The following is a 20,709-nucleotide window of genomic DNA, read 5'->3' on the forward strand; positions in this document are numbered from 1 at the left end:
CGCGCGCTTCACCAAAAAAGGTAATCCATGACCATATTGAATATCCATAAACTCATTTCAGATTTCCCATTACTTCGACAATTGATTGCACTGGAAGAGGTGGTTTGGTTTAACCCAAATGTGACGACTCTGGAGCGCGGTTTGCCTTATGTGGGATTAGGCGAACAGGATATTCATGATGCGAGTTTGAGGTTACAAAGGTTTGCCCCTTATCTGGTGAAGGCATTTCCTGAAACTCATGTGACGAATGGCATCATCGAATCTGAGCTTATCGATATCCCTGCAATGAAGTTAGCATTAGAAGCTCATTATCAGCAGCCAATAAAAGGGCGTTTGATGATGAAGAAAGACAGCCATTTACCGATTTCAGGTTCAATTAAAGCGCGCGGTGGTATCTATGAAGTACTAACGCATGCAGAGAAGCTTGCGATTGAAGCTGGGTTACTGTGTGAGAGCGATGACTACAGCAAGTTGCTCGAACCTGAATTTCGTGACTTCTTTAAACAATACAGTATTGCCGTAGGCTCAACGGGTAACTTAGGTATGTCGATTGGCATAATGAGTGCCAAGTTAGGCTTTACAGTTTCGGTTCACATGTCTGCTGATGCGAGAGCGTGGAAGAAAAACAAACTGCGTGAGCACGGTGTTAACGTGGTCGAGTATCAACAAGATTATGGCGTTGCAGTGGAACAAGGACGTAAAGAGGCAGAACAAGATCCTCGATGCTTTTTCATTGATGATGAAAACTCGCAAACCCTGTTCCTTGGTTATTCGGTGGCAGGGCAAAGGCTCAAACAGCAATTTGAGCAACAACATATTTCAGTAGATAAAGAACACCCATTATTTATTTACTTGCCGTGTGGAGTAGGTGGTGGGCCCGGTGGTGTCGCATTTGGCTTGAAGATGGCCTTTGGTGACCACGTCCATTGTATTTTTGCTGAACCGACTCATTCTCCGTGCATGTTGTTGGGGGTTCATACGGGTTTGCATGATGAGATTGCGGTACAAGATCTTGGTATCGACAACTTAACAGCTGCGGATGGCTTGGCGGTGGGTCGGGCTTCAGGTTTTGTGGGGCGCGCGATGGAGCGTTTACTTGATGGTTATTACACATTAACCGATGAACGCATGTACCAATTGTTAGGTGAACTGAATCAAGCAGAGGGCATTCAACTTGAGCCTTCAGCGCTAGCGGGTATGCCGGGTGCGATTCATGTTGAGCAAAATAGTGAATACCTTGCTCGTCTAGAAATTGATGAGTCGACGCTAGCGAATGCAACACACCTTGTGTGGGCGACAGGCGGAGGCATGGTGCCATCACAAGAAATGGCAGCTTACTTAGCTAAGTCATCGGTTTAACCCCAAAGCTTTTATTAGCTAATGTTTTACAAAGAGAAGCAGTTATAAATATCAGCGATTAAAAGATAAGTCATGATAGAAGAGTGTTGTTTATCGGTTGAACACACTCTTTCTCACCTCTAATTCCCACCGTTACTTAAACAATAACTTGCGCAGATCGTTATCCAAAACACACATTTTATAAATTAAACTTCTTAGATGTTCTAACTATCAGTTAGGTTGAGTGGAATTTAACTTGATAGGGATTAAGCTATGCAAACGGATAAAGTGATGCAGACAAGACACATAAACACACCAGAAAAATTACTCCAGCGTTTAGATGCGATAGGGGACTCTTTGGAAGCATCGGGTAAGGCTCATGCTTTACTGGGATTGGGCTCGGTAGGTATTGAAACAGAACGACTTGATCAGTATTCAGATGTCGATTTTTTCGCGATAGTACAAACGGGGCATAAGCAGTATTTCTTAGACAGCTTGCATTGGCTCTCAGACATTCACCCAATCGACTACGCGGTGAGAAATACCGTCGATGGCTATAAAGTCCTGTACGCTGACGGAATCTTTTGCGAATTTGCGGTGTTTGAATCCCACGAGTTAGCGCATATTCCATTTGCTGAAGGGCGCATTGTTTGGCAGCAACCTGAATTTGATACTCAGTGCTGTATCCCACCAGTAAAAGGGGAGGCAGGCGCTAACTCCCAAGAGTGGATCATTGGTGAGGCTCTAACCAATCTTTATGTGGGTATGTCTCGTTATAATCGAGGCGAAAAGCTGTCGGGCAGTCGGTTCGTTCAATCTTACGCACTTGATCGTTTGATCGATCTTGTGGATCAAACTGAACATTCTGAGCCTGAATTCGTCGATGAGTTTATGTCGGATAGAAGACTAGAAGCGCGCTTTCCTAAGTTTGCTCAATTGCTACCAACCTTTACCCAAGGTTACGAGCGTACGGCTGAATCGGCACTTGCCCAACTAGCGTTCCTCAACACCTACTTCACAGTCAACCAAGCCATGTGTGACCGAATCATTGAGCTGTGTTCCGTTAAAGATTAAGCCTATAACCTATTAATCTTATGACCTATTTTCTTGGTGCGCGTAAATAACAGTTGTCGCTCGTCTGTATTGTTGATAGGTTTTAACCATGAAATTTAATTCTGCTTCAACTTCAATTTTCTTTTGGTGGTGCTCTCAATAGAGCAGCACGGAATACTTACATTCTTTAGCTGCTGGACGGTAGCTAAGAATGTCATCAAAAATGTCGCCTCTTTTTATCTCCAGTAGCCTTTTTAACTTGGAGATACACCATGAATACCAACTCAAACAGCCATACCGACAGCAATAATATTGGCAGTAAGAACAATACCAACAAGCCTGAAATTATTCTGACTGGCGATAGAGCAACTGGACCTTTGCATTTGGGTCATTACGTCGGTTCACTTAAACAAAGAGTCTCTTTGCAGCATATTCACGACCAAACGATATTGGTCGCTGACATGCAAGGGCTTACCGACAACGCCCATAATCCTTCGAAGGTTTCTTCCAACATTCTCAATGTAGTCGCTGACTATCTTGCGGTGGGTATCGACCCGACCAAGACCACGATTTGTCTGCAATCACAGTTGCCGATGTTAGCTGAGCTCACCATGTTCTACAGCAATCTTGTTTCTATCGCTCGCTTGGAACGCAATCCAACGGTCAAAAGTGAAATTCAGAACAAGGAATTTGGACGATCTATTCCAGCAGGCTTCCTCACTTATCCAATCTCACAGGCGGCAGACATCACTGCTTTTAACGCGACTTTAGTGCCTGTTGGCGATGATCAATTGCCGATGTTGGAACAAACCAATGAGATAGTAAGAAAGGTTAACTCGCTTGCTGGTAAACCAATCTTAAATGAATGTAGGCCGCTTCTCAGCAATGCATCTCGCCTCCCTAGTACTGATGGTAAAAGTAAGATGTCTAAATCGATGGGCAACGCCATTAATCTTGGTGCGACAGAGAAAGAGATCAGAGCTGCCGTTAAATCCATGTATACCGACCCAAACCATCTGCGAATTGAAGACCCAGGTAAAGTAGAAGGCAATATCGTGTTCACTTATCTTGATGCTTTTCACACAGACGCTAACTATGTCAGTCAACTAAAAGAGCATTACCAAAGAGGTGGGCTAGGCGATGGACAAACTAAGAAAGTATTGGAAGAGTGCCTGCAAGAGATGCTTCGTCCTATTCGTGAAAGAAGATCAGAGTTACTGGATGATAAAGCGCAACTCATCGAAATTTTACGCAATGGCACCCAAGTCTCTAGGGAAAGAACGCAAAAGGTATTGTTCGATGTAAAAAACGTCTTTGGTCTGAATATTATCTAGTACTGGCTGCATGTAAATAAAGTCAATTAATTTGAATGATGATTGCGGTTGATTTATAAAATGGATTTTGTGAATGGAAATGAGGTTGTATGGTAACGTATGATCTCAAATTCCAGCTTTCAGTTATGGTAATTAAATGAAAACTAGCGTTTTACTCCCTTTGCTACTTCCAGTTTTGGCCTTAATGCCTGGCTGTTCAGATGTGGTTATTGATGAGTATTCGACCTATGCACAAGCCAAACAAGAGCTATTGTTCGACAGAGGTTGGTTACCCGATATTCTGCCTAAATCTACAGTGACGATTGAAGTGAATAACGATCTGGATGCGAATACTTCAGAAGGAAGCTTCATCATCAACGAGCCAGCATTGTCTGAATTTGTTGGTAAATTAAAGCCAACTGAATCAACCAATCAATTTCAATTTGTAGATGGCGAGAATGTTTGGGTGTTCAAGGTAGGTGATGATAGTTTAGTTTCCTACACGCTCAGTAAGAGCGAAGGCTAAGTTCAGTAATTCCAACCTACATTTCGGTTATGAGTTATGTGGGTTGTCGAATGACATTGTTAATCTAGCTATGCCTAGTCACTGCCAATAAGCCCTTATCACTCTAAGTTACAGGAAGGTAATGATGGAAATCATTCAGTTGGATCATTTGGTATTAACCGTGAGTGATTTGCACATTGCGGTCGACTTTTATCAGCGGGTGCTTGGAATGAAGCCCATCGAATTTGGTGAGGGCAGGTTAGCGTTGTCATTTGGGACGCAGAAGATTAATTTACACCTCAGCGGTAGCGAGTTCGAGCCAAAGGCAAGGCGTGTTCAGGTCGGTAGTGCAGACCTCTGCTTTGTTACCAATACACCAATTACAGAAGTTGTCGAACACATCCAATCGCAAGGCGTCGCGATAGAAGAAGGGCCAGTACCACGAACAGGTGCAATAGGGAAAATTGTTTCTGTTTATATTCGAGATCCTGATGGCAATCTGATTGAAGTCTCGAATTATCAGTTCTAGGCCTGAAATCGTACGCTTTTGTTTACTCTTCAAGAACATGACATTTCACTTTTACGCTGCTTGGTGCTGGATGTAGTCAATCAAATAAATTACAATCGAACAATGTTTTATTAATTCGTGCTTTATCATTATGATGAAAAACTTACTCATATTCATCGTTGGCCTGTTCTTCTTAACAGCTTGTTCTTCAACGAGTAATCATCAGCTAGACGATGAGACATTGAGCAACGAAGACGCTATGTCGAAAAGCGTAGAGGGAGAGAGTAACCTCGAGACTTCAAGCTATACAAACGCTGAGACCAGCGTTGATTCTTCCAATGATTCTATCGTTAATCATCAACCAGTCACTAACCTTGATTCAAATAACGACACGATAGCTCACGCACATGCAGAGCCAGAGCCAGAGCCAGAGCCAGAATCAGAATCAGTGGAACCTTCTCAAGTAGCAGCGACAGAAACAACGGAAAGCGATGCTAAGAGTGGCAGTGAAAAAGGCATCGGAAGCTATTTTATTCGTCATAATAAACCGACTAAGACCGTGATTAAATCACTAGAGGGCGTGACAGATGCATTGAACGTCATGACGTTTGGGATATTTGCCACCGGTAACGGTTAAATCGTTAACCTATAACGACAACCTAATAGATAGAATGAAACGTGAAGGCGAGCCAGATGGTTCGCCTTTTTTGATCTTCTAAATCTGGCCACCGTTCTTCCTAAGAATCGTGCTCACTTATCTGAGCGCTGAGTCAGGCGACGGTAAACGAAAATAGGAAATTATTAGTTCTGGAAGGGACTCGCCGAATTTACCCTGTTTGACTTGTTATATGCATCAAGGGTTCTAATACTCATCCCAAAGTAAGCAATGAAATCTAATCTTACAAAGACAAATCTTATATTCACTTACGAGCATAGTAAGATGTTTGCTGTTAAGTGCGGTTAGGTTTAGTTATCAATATTCTAGGGAAGAAAAATGAAGAATAAGAGTGTGTTTTTAAGTGTCGCGATGGTGATGTTGTCAGCTCATGCAAATGCATCAGACACGAGCCATGAGTCTGTATCAGATGGTGTTATCGCAGAGCAAAGAGCGAAGCTTTCTGAAAACACCCAAGGGCAAGGTTTTGGCCCGCAAGCCCCACGAGATTTGGGTTCATTGAAAGGAACAAATACCAGGCTGTTTTCGGATGCCCCTGATTCAACAGCAATGAACTTATGTAATATTCACTTCCATAAGAACGCTGAGCACAAAGGCGGCGAGTTTACTCAATACGCTGGCAATGGTGATGGGAAGGGCTTCCAGAGTGGTTTTAAATACACAGGTAAGTTGAGTTCAGCTGAGCTGAAACCATTTGAGGGTAAGGTTTGTCCGAGCGATCATGGTTCTTTGCATTCGGGCGACACCATTGAAGTTCACTATGTTTATTCAACGGCGCAAGTTGAACCGGGTGAAACATTGGGCGCTTGTTTTAACGACGCAATTACCAACCCGCAACTGCGTGTAGAAACCCAAGTTTACGTATTAGTGAATGACGACAGAGCACTCGACTTTGAAGCGCTCGCTAAACATTCAAAAGTGAACGGCTTACACCAAGCACCAAACATCCCACAAGATACTGGCTCAGCGATCCAATACGCAGGCTCTACAACGGGCCCTGGTTACAATGAGCAAGGTTCACCTTTCCAAGTAACATGGAGCGTTAGACCACAAGTCGCGAAAGTAAATATCGCGACAGTAGGTAGCTGGTGTGAAGGCAATGACTTTAACGAAGATCACGCCCACGGTGTGAGAAACTTGGTGGTTAACCCTGAGTTGTTATCACCTATTCGTAATGACTAAACGATTCTGACCAATAAAATGATTAAGGCGAACCGATGGGTTCGCCTTTTTAGTTGGATATAAGTGACATCGTTTAAACAGAGACTTGTTTGTTAGTCACAATGGTGCAATTATTTAACGAGTGATATTACTCGAATGCATGTCTTATGATGACTATCGAACAACAGCTTTCTCGGCTGGATCTAAACTTATTAGTGTCGTTAAGTGTTTTAATCAAAGAGAGGAACGTAACGCGAGCTGCTAATACTTTGTATCTGTCTCAACCTGCGATGAGTCGTACGTTAAGTCGCTTGCGAGAGTTGTTTGATGACCCACTGTTTTATCGAGAGTCTAATGGCTTAGTGCCCACGCAAAAAGCGCTAGAACTGCAAGCACCTTTAGACGAGTTGCTATTGGCGATGAGAAGCCTAGTAACGAAATCTGCGTTTGATCCTGCTGAATGTGTTCAAACCTTTGTTGTTTCTGTGCCGCCATTAATGAGTCGGATGCTTTCTGTTCCCCTTGCTGAACGGTTCATGCACGATGCTCCAAACGCCAGTCTTATCGAATATCCGATTGCAAAAACGCCTACTAGTCAACTGTTATCACGAGATGTAGATTTTACTATTCATATCGAAGCCCCGAGCAATCCAATCGAATTCCCATATGTGAGTCTTGGCCAGATCTATCCGGTATTTTATGTTTCAGAAAATCACCCTTTAGCCCAAGCTGAAAATGTCACGCTTGAGCAGTGCCTCGAATCTCGTTTTGTCGATCTCACGCTCGATATTCGCTCGAATTACGGGCTGCAACACCCTGTAGATACTTACTTAGTTAAGAATGGAATGCAGAGAGATATTGCTTTTAAAAGCGGACAGCTTCTTACGCTGGTGGAAGTGATGCAGAGCTCGAATACAATTTTGGTTGCTACCCACAAATTGACGGAACTAGAGGGAATAGGCGACAAGATAGTGCCGATATTCTCTCTAGATAATGTACCCGAGTTAATGTTCGAACTGTTTTTGATTGAGCATAAAAGAACCGTTACTAGCCCAGCCCATCAATGGTTCAAGAACTTAGTCGTGTCGGTGATTGAAGACGTTGTTTGTGACAGTTGATTAAGGCTACGGACTTTAGAGCTGGCCTAAGCAATAACCAGCTAGAGCAATAACCGACCTCCAGTTTTCATATGGATCTGGTTTAGATACTTCAGCGCCTGTGATTCATAACATGACGTCTTCCTTTCCTGCTTTATTATTTCTAATCATCAGTTGGTTTGCGCTCAGCCAATTTCAACTACAGCCCTAAACTGGATTCATTGCCCTACCTGTCTATTGTTAACCAGTGAGCCTGTTGAAGGTAATCGTTCATCTTAAGAATAAATCGATAGTGGCGACATAACTTTCATGCATATCTCTTATACGGAGATGTCATTTGTGAATTTATGCTGCCTTGATAACATTGTTCACAAGTTGAGCGGTTAACGAACTAACTGTTCGAACAAAAACAAATGGACTATGTATTGATTTAGCGTTATCGATTTTATTAGAGGTCAACAATGAAAAAATTAGCATTAGTAGTTTTAGGTTTAAGCGCAGTTTCTCTTTCTTCTTACGCAGCTGAAGAAGTTTCGACTCTGACAGAGTTCTTCAATGCCGATGGTGAAGTGACTACCGTCGACAATTACGCGGTGTACGAAACGTCACGCCAATATTTGAAAAACCAAGAGCTTGTTGGCGTTAATAAATTCCTACACAAACGCGAGCTAACGCCAACTGATAAACAGCCTGTGGTTCGAATGAACCGAGACACATACTACTCAATGGCTGTGATTAACGTTTCACAAGGCGCGACGATTACGTTGCCTGAGATTCCTGAAGGCAAATACATGTCGATGGAGGTGATTACAGAAGACCACCGCATTCAGCCAATGCAATACGGTTCTGGTACGTTTGATCTTTCTACTCACAGTGGTGACCACGTGTATGTCATCGTTCGTACTGATGCGACGTTCACCAAAGATGAAGTTCATAAAATCCAAGATCAGATGAGCATTGATGCAAAAGCAGATGGCGAATTCATGGCAATGCAAGTGGATGAGAAATCATTCGATGAGGTAGAGAAAAACCTTAAGATGGAAATGCCCAAACTACTGAAACGCGATGGTGCTCAGGCGACGTTTGGTATGTTTACCAGCCCTGAAGATGCTTCAAAAGAGATGTTTACCAAAGAGAAGTACGCAGTGGGCGCGGCTATCGGTTGGGGTGGCGCGCAGTTAGATGACAATATCTATGAAGTCTCTGGCAACTTCCCAGCAGACACTTGTCATCAGGCAACCTTTGATGACCCTAAAAACCAAGCGTTTTGGTCGGTAACTGTCTACAACAAGCAAGGTTTCATGTTTGGTGAAGTGGCGAACGTAAGCTCAAACACGGCTGAGAAAAATGCCGATGGCACTTACACTGTAAGCTTTGGTTGTGGTGATGATGCGGTAAACAACATCAAAACAGAAAACGATTCTGGTGTGTTTAACTTAGCTTTCCGCCATTACATTCCAAGCCAAAAAGTACGCGATGGATTCCGAGTGCTTCCTTACGTGAAAGCAGTGAACTAATGTTGCGATAGTCGTACAACGATTGATAGATGCGCGTTATTACCCATGGTAGTAGCGCGTTTTTTTATGGGTTCTATTTTGTTTCTTGTTTTCTTAGTCGGAGAAACAGAAAGACCAAGTCAAAAAATGGTCTAACTTTGGTTATACGTAGCGTGCCTCAGTTCAAATAAATCAATTAAACCTTCTTCCATCGATACTTTCAGTTGCACCACGCATTTGTTCGAATTTAAACCCACTGACACCTTATGTGACAACGCTTCCAGTTATCTTTGCAGCCTCTAGATAGAACAAACACCACATACCAGTGTTATAAAAACCGATAGCCGTTGAGTTTTATGAATCCTAATCGCGATGTATAGTTATTGATAGTTTATTCAATAATTGTATCTATAGCTGTCATTTGATGTGGGTGTTATGAAGAAAAACGGATTTACTTTAATGGAATTAATCATTGTCATCGTGATACTTGGAGTCTTGGCCGTTACAGCAGCTCCGAGGTTTCTTAATATCCAAGAGTCAGCGAGAGAAGCGGTACTTGAGGGCGTCGCTGGTGCGATGGAAGGGGTCATCACTCAGGTAACCTCTAAAGCCATTATTGTTGGGCTAGACCCTAGTGCGGAAAACCCAGATGACCAAAGTAACTATGTGATCGATTTCGGTATCGGTAGCGTTGAGGTCGACTGGGGTACACTTTGTCCTGAAAGCCGAGGGGAGTCTGGCGACAAATTGAATATGCTCGATTTCCTTACCTTGTCAGATGATGACAGCTTAACGTCTGACTTTGCTAATAGGTATACAGTGGTTGGTTATGAATACCCGTTTACCACTGGAGATCTTGGCGGCGCGATAATAGACGATCTTCCATCTGGTTGTTATGTTCTCTATGATTCTTTTGGTGGTAGAACGAGTGGAGATACATGTCCAGCTGATGGTTGTGTATGTACCGTTCAAGTAGTTAACGATGAGTGTTAAACCGAACACATGAACTGATTTATGAAAATTCAATAAAAAAGCGCGTTATTGCCGAGTAGCAATAACGCGCTTTTTTGTATTAGCTTGATGATTTGTCTTAGTTTGCCAATAGAGCACTTGTTGGTGGCAAGTCACGCTTCTTAATCACGTATCGCAAGCGAATTAACATCAGCGTCGCTGAAACGCTCAAGCCCGTTAGGATACCAATCCAAAATCCTTCCTCACCCATAGCAGGAACAATGTGGTCTGTTAAGCCCAACACCATGCCGAGTGGAAGTGCTAAGCCCCAGTATGAAGCGATGGCTAAGATCATTGGGATCTTAGTATCTTTATAGCCACGCAGTGCGCCGTTAGCAGACGTTTGTAATGCATCGCTGAATTGGTACATAGCAGTAAAGGTCAACAATACTGCTGCTGTCGCGCTTATTGCAGGGTCGGTTGTGTAAAGCCTAATGATCCACTCAGGGAACAGTAAGAACATCGCTACTGAAAGAAGTGAGATTAATGCTGCAACTAAGATACCGACTTTACTGCGTTCAATCGCGCCTAGTTCGTCTTTTTCGCCAAGAGCGTGTCCAACACGAATCGTAATGCCAAACGAGATACTCATAGGAATCACGTAAGTTAGGCTTGAAATATTGAGAGCGATTTGCGCCGCTGCTACGTTCTCTGCACCAATACGGCCGATCATCAAAGCGATAACCGCAAAGATACTGCCACACACCGCGATATTCATCCCGATAGGTAAACCTAATCTTAGAAGGTGAAGCATCTCTTTTGCTTTTGGCTTTGCATCTGAAAAGTTGATGATAGTTTTGTAGTGGTGATGACCTTTAATGTAGGAATACAACATTCCGGACATTAGCCAATACACCAAGCTAGTCGCCCAGCCACAGCCCACAGCCCCCATTTCAGGGAAGCCAAACTTGCCGTAGATAAGCACGTAGTTGACCGGAATATTCACCAACAAACCAACCACCGAAATGATCATTGGCACTTTAGTGTTGTTCATACCCTCACAAAAGCCATTCAAGGTGTAAAATAGGGCAATACCCGGCACACCGAAGGCTAGGGCAAACGCATAGTCGCTACCAATTGGAATGATCTCAGAGGCAACCCCAATCCACTCTAAGATCGGTTTCGCACTCACTAAGTAAGCGATGAGTAATACGCTAGCAATTAATGCCAACCAAACCATTTGGAAGAACTCAACAGAGATACTTTGAAAGTCACGTGCGCCGCGGTGGTAAGCGACAACAGGCGTTAACGCCATAATCACGCCACGAAGTAGCAGCAACACAGGAATCCAAAGGCTGGTACCGAGTGCAATAGCGGCGAGATCGGCAGGGCTTACTTGGCCAGCCATTGTCGTATCGACAAATCCCATCGCCTGGGTCGCTATTTGAGTCAAAATGATAGGAACCGAAAGATGCATAAGCGCACCCGATTCACGAGTAAAAGGACGAAGTTTCGTTAGCATGGAAGTTCACAACACCAATATAAATACACGAATGATGGCAGGATGGCCGGTGTGTATTTTAGGATGTGCCCCGTTGGGCGGGCGACAATATAAACACCTTACCGTATAGGGTCAAGCATTGGATTGATTGAGCGTAATTTGACGATCCAGAGTAGCTACTTATCACAGTGCAGTTACAGTGTGATTGTACGCAACTTATTGATTTTTTATTTGAATCCTATTCAGTCCTTAAATTTCCTATTTGTTATGTTAATCACTAAGAAAACAATATCGCTGATTGTTATGGACAAACCAAAGCTAGTAAAATTGGTGGCATAATTAATTGGACAGAATTACTCTGTGTAACCGCTGTTAGGTATTTTGAGGTCAATTTTAAATTGTTGGATATAAATAAACCTGCTTGGAGTACTGATGAGATTCGACATGCGTATTTCAGAAATTTTTCGGAAACAGAACAAATTCTAAAGTGCACTGAGGGTGCGATATTGTGGCAAAGGCACGAAGAATTAATGGATTGTGTAACAGTATTGGAAGCATGCTACAACGATGTATTGAATAGCATTAACTCTTTTAGCCATGAAACAACAAAGTTAGACTTTTGGTATCCTGCTAATCAACAAAAGCTGGAACAAAAGCAGTTAGATGTTAGAAAGTCTATTTTTAGTGCATCTGCAGCAACAATGGCACTTGTTGATCATTTTAGACGGTTTTCACAAAAGTATTCCGTTGAAAAATCAAATGAAACACGCTTAGAGATCTTCGGTAACTCAGGCATACATGAGTTTATACAGGGACTAAGAAACTATATTCTTCATGTCAAGATTGTTGAAGCAAACTGGGTTATATCGAGAGACTTCAAAAAACAAACTAGGGACGTTCGCTTTTACTTCTATATTGATGATCTTAAAAAATACAAAGATTGGAAATCAGCTGCAAAACAATTTCTAGAGCATCATGGAGAGAAAGTCGATGTATATGAGACGTTCTTTAAGTATCTAGAGTGTGTAAAAAAGTACTATGCATGGCACAGAAATGCAGTACTAACTGAGTACAATGAACAAATCCAACGTCATCTTTCTTATGAGAATGTACTCAACGGAATCAAAAGTGATACGAGATGGGGTTTCATTGTTGCTAACCTCAAAACACGTCAAGAGTTACTGTCTACGCTTACTAAGTACCTATCAAAAGAACAGTTAAGACTTGTTTTAGCTTGTGAGGGTGGGTCTCCTCAGCAGCTTGATATGGTTTTGTCAGTTACTGACACATTTGATGCGTTCAGCGACCAACTAAAAGAGAAGTTTAGTGACTTGCTAATAAATGCCTGAAAAAACGATTTCAAGAACAACTTTGATCGACGTATAGAGTTGTCGTTTTTAAAGCAGATGCTACTGCCACAAAGCCAGTAGAAACACTAAAAGACCAATCCCAAGCGTGACCTTTAGGAGTAAGCCAAGAGGGGCACCACCTTTTGGCGCTTTATTGCAACATAACATAATTGTTTCCTCATTCATCGTTGGATTCATTTCACCTTAAACCTTTCCCTTACGGTAAGGTCAATCCATTTATTGATCTTGAATTTCAGAAAACAAAAAGGCGAACCATTTGGTTCGCCTTTGTTATGTTTTGCTGCTTAGCACCGCTACGAATTAATCTTCGTAATTGTCGATGCTCGGGCAAGAACAGATTAGGTTACGGTCGCCGTATACGTTGTCTACACGGTTAACTGTAGGCCAGTACTTCGAGTTCTTCGTTGCTTTCGATGGGAAACAACCAAGTTCACGAGAGTAAGGGCGATCCCATTCTGCGCCAGCTAAGTCAACTTGTGTGTGTGGTGCGTTCACTAGAGGGTTGTTGTCTAGTGGCCATTCACCGTTTTTCACTGCTGCCATTTCGTGACGGATTGCAATCATCGCTTCACAGAAACGGTCTAGCTCTTCTAAGTCTTCTGATTCAGTTGGCTCTACCATTAGTGTGCCAGCTACTGGGAAAGACATAGTAGGCGCGTGGAAACCGAAGTCCATTAGACGCTTAGCAATATCTTCTTCGCTGATGCCTGTGTCTTCTTTAAGTGGACGAATATCGATAATACATTCGTGCGCTACGCGGCCGTTAGTGCCACGGTAAAGAACAGGGTAGTGAGGACGTAGTTTTTCCATCACGTAGTTCGCGTTCAGAATCGCTACTTTAGTTGCGTCTGTTAGGCCTAGTTCGCCCATCATCGCGATGTAAGCCCAAGAGATAGGTAGAATTGAAGCACTACCTAGATCTGCAGCTGATACCGCGTAGTCAGAACCTTGTACACCGTTTTCGATGTGACCTGGTAGGAAAGGTGCTAGGTGTGATTTAACACCGATAGGACCCATACCCGGACCGCCACCACCGTGTGGGATACAGAATGTTTTGTGTAGGTTTAAGTGAGATACGTCTGAACCGATGAAGCCAGGTGAAGTTAGGCCTACTTGAGCGTTCATGTTCGCGCCGTCTAGGTAAACTTGACCGCCCGCTGCGTGTACTTGTTCACACACTTCTTTCACTTGCTCTTCGTATACGCCGTGCGTAGAAGGGTAAGTGATCATGATACTTGATAGGTTTTCTTTGTGCTTCTCGATTTTCGCTGCTAGGTCTGTCATGTCGATGTTGCCATCTTCATCACACTTAACAACCACAACCTTCATTGAAACCATTGATGCCGTTGCAGGGTTAGTACCGTGCGCAGAGCTTGGAATCAGACAAACGTTACGGTGAGCTTCACCGCGGCTTGCGTGGTAACGTTGAATCGCGATTAGACCTGCGTATTCGCCAGATGCACCAGAATTAGGCTGTAGTGAGAAATCGTCGTAACCGGTGATTTCACATAGCTTCTCTTTAAGATCTTTCGCTAGTGCTGTGTAACCAGCCGCTTGCTCTAGAGGTGCGAATGGGTGAATTGAACCAAACTCAGGCCATGTTACTGGGATCATCTCAGCAGCAGCGTTCAGCTTCATCGTACAGCTACCCAGTGGGATCATGCCGTGCGTTAGTGAGAAGTCTTTGTTCTCAAGCTGTTTTAGGTAACGCATCATTTGCGTTTCGCTGTGGTGCGTATTGAATACTGGGTGAGTTAGGAACTCTGATTCACGACGGCAGTTTTCTGGAATTGCTGCAAACTCGTTTGATGCAATCTCAGAAGATAGTGCTTGAACGTCTTCTTTCACGTCGAAGATTGCGAATAGGGCATTCACGTCGTCGACTGTGGTTGTTTCATCTAAGCTGATACCGATTTTGCCAACAAGTCGACGAAGGTTGATGTCTGCTGCTTGCGCTTTTGCGTACAGTGCATCTGTGTTCTCTTCAGAGTTGATTGTGATGGTATCAAAGAAGCTGTTGTTCGTTAGCTCGTAACCCGCTTTAGTCAAACCAGCCGCTAGGATAGCTGTCATGTGGTGTGTACGACGAGCAATAGTACGAAGGCCTTCTGCACCGTGGTAAACCGCGTAGAAAGACGCCATGTTTGCTAGAAGTGCTTGAGCTGTACAGATGTTCGATGTCGCTTTCTCGCGGCGGATGTGTTGCTCACGAGTTTGCATTGCCATACGTAGCGCTTGGTTACCGTGAGTATCGATAGATACGCCGATTACACGACCTGGCATTGTACGCTTATGCTTTTCACGAGTACCCATGAATGCTGCGTGTGGACCGCCGTAACCCATAGGAACGCCGAAACGTTGCGCTGAACCGATGACTACGTCTGCGCCCATTTCGCCAGCTGGCTTAAGTAGAGCAGAAGCAAGTAGGTCAGTTGCAACCGTTACAAGAGTCTTGTTTGCTTGAGCTTTCGCAATGATGTCTGTTAGATCACGAACTTCGCCTGTTGTACCAGGGTATTGAACTAACGCACCAAATACGTCTTGCTCTGGAAGTGTTTCAAGAGCGCCAACCATTACTTCAAAACCGATGTACTCAGCACGAGTTTTAACAACTTCTAGTGTTTGAGGGTGAACATCGTCAGCAACGAAGAATACTTTGCTCTTGCTTTTACCAGCACGCTTACACAGTGTCATAGCTTCGCCAGCCGCTGTAGCTTCATCAAGAAGAGACGCGTTCGCGATTTCCATACCAGTTAAGTCCATTACCATTTGTTGGTAATTCAGTAGAGCTTCAAGACGACCTTGAGAAATCTCTGGTTGGTATGGTGTGTAAGCTGTGTACCAGCCTGGGTTCTCTAAAACGTTACGTAGAATAACGTTTGGAGTGAATGTGTTGTAGTAGCCTTGGCCAATGAAAGTACGTTTCACTTGGTTTAGGTTAGCGATCTCTTTAAGAGAGGTCAGCATGTCCATTTCGCTCAATGGAGCAGCAAGTGTCATTGGTTTTTCAAGACGGATTTGTGCAGGAACCGTTTCGTCGATCAGTGCTTCTAAGCTAGTCGCGTTGATCGCTTCAAGCATTTTTTGCTGGTCTGCTTTATTAGGGCCGTTATGACGAGCAACAAACTCGTTTTGAGTACCCAGGTCTTTTAGTAATTGGCTTTGAAGTAATTCAGTCATGATATGTTCTACTTTCTCTCTGGAGCCGTGAGCTAGCCCCTAAAATTAAGCTGCTCAAAAGAGCAGCTTTATCGTAATGAGGTTACCTATTAGTCTTCTTCGATAGAGCTTAGGTATTCTTCCGCATCCTTAAGGTTGTCTAGTTCAGACGCATCAGACATCTTCACTTTAACAATCCAACCACCTTCATAAGATTCTTCGTTAATTAACTCAGGGCTATCTTCTAATTCTTCGTTGATTTCTACGATTTCGCCAGAGATTGGTGCGTAGATATCAGAAGCTGCTTTCACTGATTCAACTAGAGAGAAGCTTTCGCCAGCTTCGATTTCGTCTCCAGTGTCAGGCAGGTCAACAAACACAACGTCACCTAGCATCTCTTGAGCGTGCTCAGAAATACCGATAGTTACAGTACCGTCACCGTTGTCTTTTACCCACTCGTGGCTGTCTGCAAACTTTAGTGTATTGTCCATTGCTTATTCTCCAAAAATTTATGAGGTTTTAATTTAAATCTTAAAAACGGTTTAACGATAAAGAGGGAAGCGTTTGCAAAGCTCTTTAACTTGCTTGCGAACACGTTGCTCAACTTCAGCGTTGCCTTCAGGGCTCTCAACTAAGCCATCAAGTACATCACCGATCCATTCACCGATAAGTTTGAATTCTTCAGTGCCAAAACCACGACTGGTTCCAGCTGGCGTACCTAAACGGATACCAGAAGTAATCATAGGCTTCTCTGTATCGAATGGTATGCCATTTTTGTTACATGTGATCCCTGCACGTTCTAATGCTTCTTCAGTTACGTTACCTTTCAAGCCCTTAGGGCGAAGGTCAACCAACATCAGGTGCGTGTCTGTACCGCCAGTCACAATGTCACAACCGCGAGTTTGCAACACTTCAGCGAGAACTTTTGCGTTGTCGATCACTGAATCAATATAAGTATTAAATTCTGGGCCAAGAGCTTCGCCAAACGCCACTGCTTTAGCCGCGATAACGTGCATTAGTGGGCCGCCTTGAAGGCCAGGGAACACTGCAGAGTTGATCTTTTTGTTGATGTCTTCGTGGTTCGTAAGAATCATACCGCCGCGTGGGCCACGAAGTGTTTTGTGCGTTGTTGTAGTAACAACGTGTGCGTGTGGTAGTGGGCTAGGGTGAGCACCTGTTGCGATGAGGCCCGCGATGTGTGCCATATCTACCATTAGGATTGCGCCAACTTCGTCAGCGATTTCACGGAACTTGGCAAAATCAATAACGCGTGGGATAGCACTACCACCAGCAATAATCATTTTAGGTTGGCTTTCGATAGCTAAAGCGCGTACCGCTTCATAATCGATTTCTAGAGTATCGCGGTCTACACCGTATTGTACTGCGTTGAACCACTTGCCCGACATTGCAGGACGTGCACCGTGTGTAAGGTGACCACCAGCGTCTAGAGACATACCTAGGATAGTGTCGCCAGGTTGAAGTAGCGCAAGTTTAACTGCTCCGTTTGCTTGAGCACCAGAGTGAGGCTGCACGTTTACGTATTCACATTTGAACAGCTGTTTAGCGCGTTCAATCGCAATAGATTCAACGGTATCTACGTGCTCACAACCACCGTAGTAACGACGGCCTGGATAACCTTCCGCGTATTTATTGGTTAGGCAAGTGCCTTGAGCTTGCATTACTGCTTTAGAAACGATGTTCTCAGAAGCAATAAGTTCGATTTGTTCGTTTTGACGAGTGTTCTCTGCTTGGATTCCAGCAAATACAGCATCGTCAGTACCAGATAGGTTTGTAGAGAAAAAACTGTCTAAGCTATGGTTTTGGTAAGCGTTCATTGTCGAGACCTTTCATTAAGCTAATGGTGATTGTTTTTATAGTCCATTAGGTCTTACGTTGATTTCTGCATCGGTATCGTTTGCGCTATATAGGTATAAATAAACGTGAATAGCGTTATAAATATACTCTTACAGCGTCTAAGCGATCGTTGTAGGGTCAATGCAGCACGAATTGTTTCCCAAAAAAGTTCGGGTAAAAACAGCTCTTACAAATGTTAAATTTATCATTTGCAGCAAGCTGAAGTAGCATCTCTTCATCTAACAAGTCGATAACATAGCTCCGTTAAATTCAATTTTCAACAAAAATTTCCAATAGGAAACAACTTTTCTGGTTTTGCTACGGGGAGCACGCTTTATTTCTGTGTGCGCTCTTTAATCAACAAAGCGCTTCATGCAACAATGAGTTTAATAGACAGGAAGTAAGAAATTAATGAGGGACCTATGTCAGAAGACATTTATGATGAGTACCCATCTTTAACGTTGGCGAAAGAAACGTTAGACCAGAATATTGAACCACTTAGGCTCGGTCAGCGTATTAAAGATATTCGCAGCAAGCTTGGGATTACGCTAGAAGAGGCGAGTCAGCGTACTGGCTTAGCTCGTTCTACGCTCAGTAAAATCGAGAACGAACAAATTTCGCCAACCTTTCAAGCTATGCAAAAATTAGCGATGGGTTTGCAAATAGATATGCCGCAACTATTTGAACCACCTAGAAAAAAAGTTGCAACAGGTCGGCGAGATTTAACTAAAGTCGGTCAGGGTAAACCTCATCCAACCCCAACATACGAGCATGAACTGCTTGCAACAGAGCTGTCTAATAAGAAGATGATGCCATTTAAGAGCCGCGTGAGAGCTCGTACTTTTGAAGAGTACAATGATTGGGTTCGTCACGACGGTGAAGAGTTCTTAATGATTATCTCCGGCGATGTGATGTTCTACTCAGAATTCTACGAACCGGTGCCTATGAGTGAAGGTGATAGCATGTATTACGATGCCAATATGGGTCACATGCTTATCTCGACTAGCGCAGAAGACGCGCTCATTTTGTGGGTGACAGCAAAATAAATTAACAAAGATCGAATTTCTTATAGTGGATGCAAACGTTTGCTTTTGTTTCTAACGTTTGCCAAATGACGCGATATTGATGTGAAAATCATCAATATCGCGTTTTTGTATGCATCGAATAATTGTTTTTAAATTGTTAAATGTCACATTTTGAGCTGTTTTAATCTTGTTAAGGGTGTAAAACTGACTCAGCCTTGTTTATTATAGTGAACACTGTTTACTCATGTTGATTGAAGTTTACTGAAGTGAATTCTTAGAAAGTGAGTTGTATGGGATTTGTACAGCTATTCAAATTTATAAAGCTAACAATATAAGCTTATATAAAAGACATCACTTTTTACTATCTACTGTTTCTAACGGTAATCACTATCGTTAGGGCGACTCTAAATAGAGATATAAGCGGCAGATTCGATTTAGGAAAGCCTGCAACGCTTCATGGAGAATAAAATGACTCAAGAACACGCAAATCAAGACCTACTAAAAACACCACTGCATGCACTTCACGTTGAAGAGGGCGCAAAAATGGTTCCTTTCGCTGGCTATGACATGCCAGTTCAGTATCCATTAGGTGTAAAGAAAGAGCACTTACACACTCGTGATGCTGCCGGTCTTTTTGATGTTTCTCACATGGGGCAACTTCGTCTTCATGGTGAAAACGCAGCTGCTGTCTTAGAATCTTTGGTTCCTGTAGATATTATTGACCTTCCTTCTGGTAAGCAGCGCTACGCGTTCTTTACTAACGAGCAGGGCGGCATTATGGATGACCTGATGGTGGCAAACCTAGGTGACCACCTGTTTGTTGTTGTGAACGCAGCATGCAAGACACAAGATATCGACCACCTAACGGCGCACCTTCCAGCTGACGTGGAAATTGAAGTTATTGATGATCGCGCTTTATTAGCACTTCAAGGCCCTAAAGCGTCTGAAGTTCTTGCTCGTTTCCAATCTAGTGTTGCAGATATGCTTTTTATGGACGTTCAAAAAGTCGATATCGATGGCGTTGAATGCATCGTGAGCCGTAGTGGTTACACGGGCGAAGATGGCTACGAGATCTCTGTACCGAACGATCACGCAGAAGCGTTAGCGCGTAAGCTGACTTCAGAAGCTGAAGTTGAGTGGATCGGCCTTGGTGCTCGTGATTCACTTCGTCTTGAGTGTGGTCTTTGCCTATATGGTCACGATCTAGATACAACGACAACACCAGTAGAAGCTAGCCTTCTATGGGGTATCCAAAAAGTGCGTCGTACTGACGGTGAACGTGCTGGCGGTTTCCCTGGCGCTGATATCATCCTTGAGCAAATCGCAACGAAAGACGTACAACGTAAGCGTGTTGGTCTTGTTGGTCAGACTAAAGCGCCAGTACGTGAAGGCGCTGAGTTGTTTGATGCTGAAGACAACAAGATTGGCGTAGTAACAAGTGGTACTGCGGGTCCTAACGCTGGTAAGCCAGTTTCTATGGCTTACGTTCGCACTGACCTAGCAGTTATCGGTACTGAAGTATTCGCTGAAGTTCGTGGTAAGAAGCTACCAATGACAGTAGAAAAAATGCCGTTTGTACCTCAGCGTTATTATCGTGGCTAATCTCTTCTGAGAGAATTATTCCACATTAACAAAAAGCCTATTGTGTTTTCTCTGGATGGAGAAATAAGACAATGGGCTTTTTTGTTATTTGGAGCGTATC

At 43.4% G+C, this 20,709-nt stretch carries 17 protein-coding genes; 13 read left to right on the forward strand and 4 right to left on the reverse strand.

What is annotated here, in order from left to right; all coding sequences use genetic code 11:
- Nucleotides 1-27: 27 nt before the first annotated feature.
- The 10 genes from OCV19_RS17880 (at nucleotide 28) to OCV19_RS17925 (ending at nucleotide 10,140) form a co-directional block, all read left to right on the forward strand.
- Nucleotides 28-1,359, forward strand: coding sequence for a D-serine ammonia-lyase (locus tag OCV19_RS17880; RefSeq protein ID WP_065675389.1), 1,332 nt, complete (start codon nucleotides 28-30; stop codon nucleotides 1,357-1,359).
- A gap of 252 nt (nucleotides 1,360-1,611) precedes the next feature.
- Nucleotides 1,612-2,412, forward strand: a complete 801-nt coding sequence (locus tag OCV19_RS17885) for a hypothetical protein (protein ID WP_065675388.1) — start codon at nucleotides 1,612-1,614, stop codon at nucleotides 2,410-2,412.
- A gap of 251 nt (nucleotides 2,413-2,663) precedes the next feature.
- A complete protein-coding gene (trpS, locus tag OCV19_RS17890) occupies nucleotides 2,664-3,725 on the forward strand; it encodes a tryptophan--tRNA ligase (RefSeq protein WP_065675387.1) in 1,062 nt (353 codons plus the stop codon).
- 136 nt (nucleotides 3,726-3,861) lie between these two features.
- Nucleotides 3,862-4,230, forward strand: a complete 369-nt coding sequence (locus OCV19_RS17895) for a hypothetical protein (RefSeq protein WP_065675386.1) — start codon at nucleotides 3,862-3,864, stop codon at nucleotides 4,228-4,230.
- Nucleotides 4,231-4,354: 124 nt separating this feature from the next.
- Entirely contained in the window at nucleotides 4,355-4,738 is a 384-nt protein-coding gene (locus tag OCV19_RS17900) for a VOC family protein (RefSeq protein ID WP_065675385.1), read from the forward strand.
- 130 nt (nucleotides 4,739-4,868) lie between these two features.
- A complete protein-coding gene (locus OCV19_RS17905) occupies nucleotides 4,869-5,354 on the forward strand; it encodes a putative periplasmic lipoprotein (RefSeq protein ID WP_065675384.1) in 486 nt (161 codons plus the stop codon).
- 357 nt (nucleotides 5,355-5,711) lie between these two features.
- Nucleotides 5,712-6,575, forward strand: a complete 864-nt coding sequence (locus OCV19_RS17910; protein WP_065675383.1) for a delta-class carbonic anhydrase — start codon at nucleotides 5,712-5,714, stop codon at nucleotides 6,573-6,575.
- A 146-nt stretch (nucleotides 6,576-6,721) separates the two neighbouring features.
- Nucleotides 6,722-7,672, forward strand: coding sequence for a LysR family transcriptional regulator (locus OCV19_RS17915; RefSeq protein WP_065675382.1), 951 nt, complete (start codon nucleotides 6,722-6,724; stop codon nucleotides 7,670-7,672).
- Nucleotides 7,673-8,112: 440 nt separating this feature from the next.
- Nucleotides 8,113-9,168, forward strand: a complete 1,056-nt coding sequence (locus OCV19_RS17920) for a DUF1254 domain-containing protein (RefSeq protein WP_050646387.1) — start codon at nucleotides 8,113-8,115, stop codon at nucleotides 9,166-9,168.
- 414 nt (nucleotides 9,169-9,582) lie between these two features.
- Nucleotides 9,583-10,140, forward strand: a complete 558-nt coding sequence (locus OCV19_RS17925; protein WP_083994251.1) for a type II secretion system protein — start codon at nucleotides 9,583-9,585, stop codon at nucleotides 10,138-10,140.
- 97 nt (nucleotides 10,141-10,237) lie between these two features.
- Here OCV19_RS17925 and OCV19_RS17930 read toward each other — a convergent pair whose 3' ends face one another.
- Nucleotides 10,238-11,620 carry an MATE family efflux transporter gene (locus OCV19_RS17930; RefSeq protein ID WP_065675380.1) on the reverse strand — a complete coding sequence of 461 codons (1,383 nt, stop codon included), beginning with the start codon at nucleotides 11,618-11,620 and terminating at the stop codon, nucleotides 10,238-10,240.
- A gap of 509 nt (nucleotides 11,621-12,129) precedes the next feature.
- Here OCV19_RS17930 and OCV19_RS17935 point away from each other — a divergent pair.
- Nucleotides 12,130-12,948: a hypothetical protein gene (locus tag OCV19_RS17935; RefSeq protein WP_139093557.1), complete on the forward strand. Its 819-nt coding sequence runs from the start codon at nucleotides 12,130-12,132 to the stop codon at nucleotides 12,946-12,948.
- Nucleotides 12,949-13,269: 321 nt separating this feature from the next.
- On the opposite strand, the gene gcvP is transcribed toward OCV19_RS17935, so the two are convergent.
- The 3 genes from gcvP to OCV19_RS17950 all read right to left on the reverse strand — a co-directional run bounded on the left by gcvP (nucleotide 13,270) and on the right by OCV19_RS17950 (nucleotide 17,963).
- The gene (gene gcvP, locus OCV19_RS17940) at nucleotides 13,270-16,149 is read right to left on the reverse strand and encodes an aminomethyl-transferring glycine dehydrogenase (protein ID WP_065675378.1); all 2,880 of its coding nucleotides are present in this window, start codon (nucleotides 16,147-16,149) and stop codon (nucleotides 13,270-13,272) included.
- Nucleotides 16,150-16,238: 89 nt separating this feature from the next.
- A complete protein-coding gene (gene gcvH / locus OCV19_RS17945) occupies nucleotides 16,239-16,619 on the reverse strand; it encodes a glycine cleavage system protein GcvH (RefSeq protein WP_017105929.1) in 381 nt (126 codons plus the stop codon).
- A 51-nt stretch (nucleotides 16,620-16,670) separates the two neighbouring features.
- The gene (locus OCV19_RS17950) at nucleotides 16,671-17,963 is read right to left on the reverse strand and encodes a serine hydroxymethyltransferase (RefSeq protein WP_010429450.1); all 1,293 of its coding nucleotides are present in this window, start codon (nucleotides 17,961-17,963) and stop codon (nucleotides 16,671-16,673) included.
- 441 nt (nucleotides 17,964-18,404) lie between these two features.
- Between OCV19_RS17950 and OCV19_RS17955 the strand changes: the two genes are divergently transcribed.
- Complete coding sequence (locus OCV19_RS17955; protein WP_010429452.1) at nucleotides 18,405-19,028, forward strand: helix-turn-helix domain-containing protein; 624 nt, start codon at nucleotides 18,405-18,407, stop codon at nucleotides 19,026-19,028.
- Nucleotides 19,029-19,475: 447 nt separating this feature from the next.
- Entirely contained in the window at nucleotides 19,476-20,609 is a 1,134-nt protein-coding gene (gene gcvT, locus OCV19_RS17960; protein ID WP_065675377.1) for a glycine cleavage system aminomethyltransferase GcvT, read from the forward strand.
- Nucleotides 20,610-20,709: the final 100 nt, after the last annotated feature.

Origin of the sequence: Vibrio celticus (genome assembly GCF_024347335.1) — a bacterium.
GTDB classification, from domain to species: domain Bacteria; phylum Pseudomonadota; class Gammaproteobacteria; order Enterobacterales; family Vibrionaceae; genus Vibrio; species Vibrio celticus.

Excerpts from the sequence above, each read along its gene's own strand:
- OCV19_RS17880 (WP_065675389.1), top strand. The coding sequence starts at position 28 with ATGACCATATTGAATATCCATAAACTCATTTCAGATTTCCCATTACTT.
- OCV19_RS17885 (WP_065675388.1), top strand. The coding sequence starts at position 1,612 with ATGCAAACGGATAAAGTGATGCAGACAAGACACATAAACACACCAGAA.
- trpS (WP_065675387.1), top strand. The coding sequence starts at position 2,664 with ATGAATACCAACTCAAACAGCCATACCGACAGCAATAATATTGGCAGT.
- OCV19_RS17895 (WP_065675386.1), top strand. The coding sequence starts at position 3,862 with ATGAAAACTAGCGTTTTACTCCCTTTGCTACTTCCAGTTTTGGCCTTA.
- OCV19_RS17900 (WP_065675385.1), top strand. The coding sequence starts at position 4,355 with ATGGAAATCATTCAGTTGGATCATTTGGTATTAACCGTGAGTGATTTG.
- OCV19_RS17905 (WP_065675384.1), top strand. The coding sequence starts at position 4,869 with ATGATGAAAAACTTACTCATATTCATCGTTGGCCTGTTCTTCTTAACA.
- OCV19_RS17910 (WP_065675383.1), top strand. The coding sequence starts at position 5,712 with ATGAAGAATAAGAGTGTGTTTTTAAGTGTCGCGATGGTGATGTTGTCA.
- OCV19_RS17915 (WP_065675382.1), top strand. The coding sequence starts at position 6,722 with ATGATGACTATCGAACAACAGCTTTCTCGGCTGGATCTAAACTTATTA.
- OCV19_RS17920 (WP_050646387.1), top strand. The coding sequence starts at position 8,113 with ATGAAAAAATTAGCATTAGTAGTTTTAGGTTTAAGCGCAGTTTCTCTT.
- OCV19_RS17925 (WP_083994251.1), top strand. The coding sequence starts at position 9,583 with ATGAAGAAAAACGGATTTACTTTAATGGAATTAATCATTGTCATCGTG.
- OCV19_RS17930 (WP_065675380.1), bottom strand. The coding sequence starts at position 11,620 with ATGCTAACGAAACTTCGTCCTTTTACTCGTGAATCGGGTGCGCTTATG.
- OCV19_RS17935 (WP_139093557.1), top strand. The coding sequence starts at position 12,130 with ATGGATTGTGTAACAGTATTGGAAGCATGCTACAACGATGTATTGAAT.
- gcvP (WP_065675378.1), bottom strand. The coding sequence starts at position 16,149 with ATGACTGAATTACTTCAAAGCCAATTACTAAAAGACCTGGGTACTCAA.
- gcvH (WP_017105929.1), bottom strand. The coding sequence starts at position 16,619 with ATGGACAATACACTAAAGTTTGCAGACAGCCACGAGTGGGTAAAAGAC.
- OCV19_RS17950 (WP_010429450.1), bottom strand. The coding sequence starts at position 17,963 with ATGAACGCTTACCAAAACCATAGCTTAGACAGTTTTTTCTCTACAAAC.
- OCV19_RS17955 (WP_010429452.1), top strand. The coding sequence starts at position 18,405 with ATGTCAGAAGACATTTATGATGAGTACCCATCTTTAACGTTGGCGAAA.
- gcvT (WP_065675377.1), top strand. The coding sequence starts at position 19,476 with ATGACTCAAGAACACGCAAATCAAGACCTACTAAAAACACCACTGCAT.